Origin of the sequence: Christiangramia aestuarii (assembly GCF_009735585.1) — a bacterium.
Classification (GTDB): domain Bacteria; phylum Bacteroidota; class Bacteroidia; order Flavobacteriales; family Flavobacteriaceae; genus Christiangramia; species Christiangramia aestuarii.
In genome coordinates, this window is record NZ_VJVW01000183.1 from 1 (window position 1) to 354 (window position 354).

Genomic DNA, 354 nt, shown 5'->3' on the forward strand with positions numbered 1-354 from the left:
CGCTGATCGGCCTGATGGAGCTGCTGGCGCAGACCAAGCAGACCGCCGAGTTCTCCGCCAACCTGTTCGAGGCCTTCACCCTGGCCACGCTGATCTACTTCACGCTGAACATGAGCCTGATGCTGATCATGCGCCTGGTGGAGAGAAAGGTCGCCGTACCGGGCCTGATCTCCGTAGGAGGTAAATGATGGACTTCAGTGGAATCGTTCCCGCCCTGCCGAGCCTCTGGGAAGGCATGCTGATGACCCTCAAGCTGATGGTCCTCGGCGTCCTCGGCGGCGTCGCGCTGGGTACCGTGCTGGCGCTGATGCGGCTGTCGCACAGCAAGTTGCTGTCGAACATCGCCGGCTTCTA

Annotated in this window: 1 protein-coding gene; it reads left to right on the forward strand. The window is 61.9% G+C overall.

What is annotated here, in order from left to right; all coding sequences use genetic code 11:
* Window positions 1-188, forward strand: a 188-nt coding sequence (locus FLP08_RS17460) for an ABC transporter permease family protein (RefSeq protein ID WP_202912824.1), incomplete at its 5' end; no start/stop codon positions are given.
* Window positions 189-354: the final 166 nt, after the last annotated feature.